This is a genomic window from Kocuria sp. cx-455 (genome assembly GCF_057707085.1).
In genome coordinates this window covers 1-5,596 of record NZ_JBYIPM010000010.1, presented here as the reverse complement: position 1 = coordinate 5,596, position 5,596 = coordinate 1, and the positions used below count along the sequence as shown (strand labels likewise).

The 5,596-nt window shown below is 55.3% G+C and carries 3 rRNA genes; all 3 read left to right on the top strand.

Annotated elements, in window-relative coordinates:
* Window positions 1–177: 177 nt before the first annotated feature.
* The 3 genes from AC3ENJ_RS12695 (at window position 178) to rrf (ending at window position 5,582) form a co-directional block, all read left to right on the top strand.
* Window positions 178–1,705, top strand: a 16S ribosomal RNA gene (locus tag AC3ENJ_RS12695).
* A gap of 445 nt (window positions 1,706–2,150) precedes the next feature.
* A 23S ribosomal RNA gene (locus AC3ENJ_RS12690) occupies window positions 2,151–5,276 on the top strand.
* A 189-nt stretch (window positions 5,277–5,465) separates the two neighbouring features.
* Window positions 5,466–5,582 (top strand): 5S ribosomal RNA (rrf, locus tag AC3ENJ_RS12685).
* The 16S, 23S and 5S rRNA genes sit together here, the layout of an rRNA operon.
* Window positions 5,583–5,596: the final 14 nt, after the last annotated feature.

The window sequence follows — 5,596 nt, the reverse complement described above, 5'->3', positions numbered from 1 at the left end:
GTGGTTTGTTGTTTGTCAACTCAATAGTGTGCCTAGTTTGTTGATACCAAATGTTTTTTGTTTTTGGTTGATGGCCTGATGCTCTGGGGTGTTTTCCCGTTTTCCTTGGGGTGTTGGGTGTCAGCTGGGATCCTACGACCTGTCTTTGTGGTGGGTTGTGGTTTCTGTCTGTTTTTTTTGACGGAGAGTTTGATCCTGGCTCAGGACGAACGCTGGCGGCGTGCTTAACACATGCAAGTCGAACGCTGAAGGCCCAGCTTGCTGGGTTGGATGAGTGGCGAACGGGTGAGTAATACGTGAGTAACCTGCCCTTGACTCTGGGATAAGCCTGGGAAACTGGGTCTAATACTGGATATGACGCGTCCTCGTATGGGGGTGTGTGGAAAGGGTTTTACTGGTTTTGGATGGGCTCACGGCCTATCAGCTTGTTGGTGGGGTAATGGCCTACCAAGGCGACGACGGGTAGCCGGCCTGAGAGGGTGACCGGCCACACTGGGACTGAGACACGGCCCAGACTCCTACGGGAGGCAGCAGTGGGGAATATTGCACAATGGGCGAAAGCCTGATGCAGCGACGCCGCGTGAGGGATGACGGCCTTCGGGTTGTAAACCTCTTTCAGCACGGAAGAAGCGAAAGTGACGGTACGTGCAGAAGAAGCGCCGGCTAACTACGTGCCAGCAGCCGCGGTAATACGTAGGGCGCAAGCGTTGTCCGGAATTATTGGGCGTAAAGAGCTCGTAGGCGGTTTGTCGCGTCTGCTGTGAAAGCCCGGGGCTTAACCCCGTGGTGTGCAGTGGGTACGGGCAGACTAGAGTGCAGTAGGGGAGACTGGAATTCCTGGTGTAGCGGTGAAATGCGCAGATATCAGGAGGAACACCGATGGCGAAGGCAGGTCTCTGGGCTGTTACTGACGCTGAGGAGCGAAAGCATGGGGAGCGAACAGGATTAGATACCCTGGTAGTCCATGCCGTAAACGTTGGGCACTAGGTGTGGGGGACATTCCACGTTTTCCGCGCCGTAGCTAACGCATTAAGTGCCCCGCCTGGGGAGTACGGCCGCAAGGCTAAAACTCAAAGGAATTGACGGGGGCCCGCACAAGCGGCGGAGCATGCGGATTAATTCGATGCAACGCGAAGAACCTTACCAAGGCTTGACATACACCAGACCGGCCCAGAGATGGGTTTTCCTCTTTGAGGTTGGTGTACAGGTGGTGCATGGTTGTCGTCAGCTCGTGTCGTGAGATGTTGGGTTAAGTCCCGCAACGAGCGCAACCCTCGTTCTATGTTGCCAGCACGTGATGGTGGGGACTCATAGGAGACTGCCGGGGTCAACTCGGAGGAAGGTGGGGATGACGTCAAATCATCATGCCCCTTATGTCTTGGGCTTCACGCATGCTACAATGGCCGGTACAATGGGTTGCGATACCGTGAGGTGGAGCTAATCCCAAAAAGCTGGTCTCAGTTCGGATCGTGGTCTGCAACTCGACCACGTGAAGTCGGAGTCGCTAGTAATCGCAGATCAGCAACGCTGCGGTGAATACGTTCCCGGGCCTTGTACACACCGCCCGTCAAGTCACGAAAGTTGGTAACACCCGAAGCCGGTGGCCTAACCCTTGTGGGGGGAGCCGTCGAAGGTGGGACTGGCGATTGGGACTAAGTCGTAACAAGGTAGCCGTACCGGAAGGTGCGGCTGGATCACCTCCTTTCTAAGGAGCAGGCCCAGCAGCCGTGTGGTTGCGCCCGGGGTCCTGGTTTTCAGGTCCTTGGTGGTTAGTGGCCGCCACGCATCACCGCGTTTTGTGGTGGTGGTGGTTTGCTCATGGGTGGAATATCAACAGGCGTACGCACGAGCCCCGCACACGGGAACCCCTTGGATCAATATGTCCTTGGGTGGTGTGTGGTGGTGGTGTGGTGGCACATTGTTGGGTTGTCGATCAACAAGCCCAGCACCCGTGGTGGGTGGTGGTTGTTGGTTACTTCCTGGGACATGACCGAAGCCCCCTGGTGTGGGGTGGTTGGTGGTGTTGGTGGGTTGTTGTTTGTCAACTACATAGTGGACGCGAGCATCTTTGAACGCCGCGCATGTGCGCTCTCTTTGTGGGGGTGTGGGTGTGTGGTGTGTATTTTTGATGATTATTTGTGTTGTGTGGCGTATAAGTTGTTACGGGCACACGGTGGATGCCTTGGCATCAGGAGCTGATGAAGGACGTGGAAATCTGCGATATGCCTCGGGGAGCTGATAAACGAGCTGTGATCCGAGGGTTTCCGAATGGGGTAACCCGGCTGCGTGTTATGCGTGGTCACTCGTATCTGAATTCATAGGGTGCGAGGAGGAACGTGGGGAAGTGAAACATCTCAGTACCCATAGGAAGAGAAAACAATAGTGATTCCGTTAGTAGTGGCGAGCGAAAGCGGATGGTGGCTAAACCGGTTGTGTGTGATACCTGGCGAGGGTTGCATGATCGGGGTTGTGGGATGCGTTGTTCTCGGGGTCGCCACCCCGGGGGTTGTGGTGTTGTGGTAGTCGAACTGGTGGTGAGTGCCAGACCGTAGTGGGTGGGAGTCCCGTAGACGAAACCGCAGTTACCGTGGCTTGATGTTCTCCCGAGTAGCACGGGGCTCGTGGAATCTCGTGTGAATCTGCCAGGACCACCTGGTAAGCCTGAATACTTCCTGATGACCGATAGCGGATCAGTACCGTGAGGGAATGGTGAAAAGTACCCCGGGAGGGGAGTGAAATAGTACCTGAAACCGTGTGCTTACAAGCCGTCGGAGCCTTTTGGGGTGACGGCGTGCCTTTTGAAGAATGAGCCTGCGAGTTAGTGTTACGTCGCGAGATTAACCCGTGTGGGGTAGTCGTAGCGAAAGCGAGTCTGAATAGGGCGTTGTGTAGTGGCGTGATCTAGACCCGAAGCGGGGTGATCTACCCATGGCCAGGTTGAAGCGCGTGTAAGAGCGCGTGGAGGACCGAACCCACTTCAGTTGAAAATGGAGGGGATGAGCTGTGGGTAGGGGTGAAAGGCCAATCAAACTCCGTGATAGCTGGTTCTCCCCGAAATGCATTTAGGTGCAGCGTCGTGTGTTGCTTGCTGGAGGTAGAGCTACTGGATGGCTGATGGGCCCTACAAGGTTACTGACGTCAACCAAACTCCGAATGCCAGTCAAGTGTAAGCGCGGCAGTGAGACTGTGGGGGATAAGCTTCATAGTCGAAAGGGAAACAGCCCAGACCATCAACTAAGGCCCCTAAGCGTGTGCTAAGTGGGAAAGGATGTGGAGTTGCTTAGACAACCAGGAGGTTGGCTTAGAAGCAGCCACCCTTGAAAGAGTGCGTAATAGCTCACTGGTCAAGTGATTCCGCGCCGATAATGTAGCGGGGCTCAAGTACACCGCCGAAGTTGTGGCATGACACCGGATATCCGAGCCGTTCGTGGTTGAGGTGGTGTTGTGGGTAGGGGAGCGTCGTTGGGGTAGTGAAGCTGCGGGGTGACCCAGTGGTGGAACCTCAACGAGTGAGAATGCAGGCATGAGTAGCGAAAGACGGGTGAGAAACCCGTCCGCCGGATGATCAAGGGTTCCAGGGTCAAGCTAATCTGCCCTGGGTGAGTCGGGACCTAAGGCGAGGCCGACAGGCGTAGTCGATGGATAACGGGTTGATATTCCCGTACCGGCGAAAAACCGTCCATACCGAACCGGGGACACTAACCACCCGAACCACCATGATCGGATCCCTTCGGGGTGATGGCGTGTGTGGGGAGCGTGGGACCTGATCCGGGGAGGTAAGCGTGTTAACAGGTGTGACGCAGGAAGGTAGCCAAGCCAGGCGATGGTTGTCCTGGTCTAAGCATGTAGGGTGGTTCGTTGGTAAATCCGCGGACCATGAAACCTGAGATGTGATGGGACTCTCTTTAGTGAGGGAATTTGGTGATCCTATGCTGCCGAGAAAAGCATCGACGTGAGGTTTTAGTCGCCCGTACCCTAAACCGACACAGGTGATCAGGTAGAGAATACTAAGGCGTTCGAGAGAATCATGGTTAAGGAACTCGGCAAAATGCCCCCGTAACTTCGGGAGAAGGGGGGCCTTGGCTGGTGATCATCCTGTGCGGTGTGAGCTGGTTGGGGTCGCAGAGGCTAGGGGGAAGCGACTGTTTATCAAAAACACAGGTCCGTGCGAAGTCGTAAGACGATGTATACGGACTGACTCCTGCCCGGTGCTGGAAGGTTAAGAGGACCCGTTAGACCCTTCGGGGTCGAAGCGGAGAATTTAAGCCCCAGTAAACGGCGGTGGTAACTATAACCATCCTAAGGTAGCGAAATTCCTTGTCGGGTAAGTTCCGACCTGCACGAATGGAGTAACGACTTCCCTACTGTCTCAACCATGAACTCGGCGAAATTGCAGTACGAGTAAAGATGCTCGTTTCGCGCAGCAGGACGGAAAGACCCCGAGACCTTTACTATAGTTTGGTATTGGTGTTCGGTGTGGCTTGTGTAGGATAGGTGGGAGACTATGAAACCCCAACGCTAGTTGGGGTGGAGTCGTTGTTGAAATACCACTCTGGTCACTCTGGATATCTAACTTCGGCCCGTGATCCGGGTCAGGGACAGTGCCTGATGGGTAGTTTAACTGGGGCGGTTGCCTCCTAAAGAGTAACGGAGGCGCCCAAAGGTTCCCTCAGCCTGGTCGGCAATCAGGTGTTGAGTGTAAGTGCACAAGGGAGCTTGACTGTGAGAGTGACAGCTCGAGCAGGGACGAAAGTCGGGACTAGTGATCCGGCGGTACATTGTGGAATGGCCGTCGCTCAACGGATAAAAGGTACCTCGGGGATAACAGGCTGATCTTGCCCAAGAGTCCATATCGACGGCATGGTTTGGCACCTCGATGTCGGCTCGTCGCATCCTGGGGCTGGAGTTGGTCCCAAGGGTTGGGCTGTTCGCCCATTAAAGCGGTACGCGAGCTGGGTTCAGAACGTCGTGAGACAGTTCGGTCCCTATCCGCTGCGTGCGTTGGAAATTTGTGGAGGTCTGTCCTTAGTACGAGAGGACCGGGACGGACGAACCTCTGGTATGTCAGTTGTTCCGCCAGGAGCATCGCTGATTAGCTACGTTCGGAAGAGATAACCGCTGAAAGCATCTAAGCGGGAAGCTTGCTCCGAGATGAGATTTCCTAACCCCCTTGAGGGGTGTGAGGTGCCCAGTAGACGACTGGGTTGATAGGCCGGGTGTGGAAGCGTTGTAAGACGTGGAGCTGACCGGTACTAATACACCGAAAACTTATACACCACCAACAATCATCAATGTTGGGTGCACGCGTCCACTATGTGGTTGACAACCAACAACCCCACCCCCCAATGGCGGGGGTTCCACAGCCCAGGGGTTTGATAAGTGAATACTGGTCCACACACAGGCCAGGAAACAGGTTTCCCACCCCACCCACACCCACGTGTGAGTGACGGGGTCGGGCACAAGTTTCCGGTGGTTATAGCGTGGGGGAAACGCCCGGTCCCATCCCGAACCCGGAAGCTAAGACCCACAGCGCTGATGGTACTGCACCCGGAAGGGTGTGGGAGAGTAAGACACCGCCGGAACACACATCAACAGT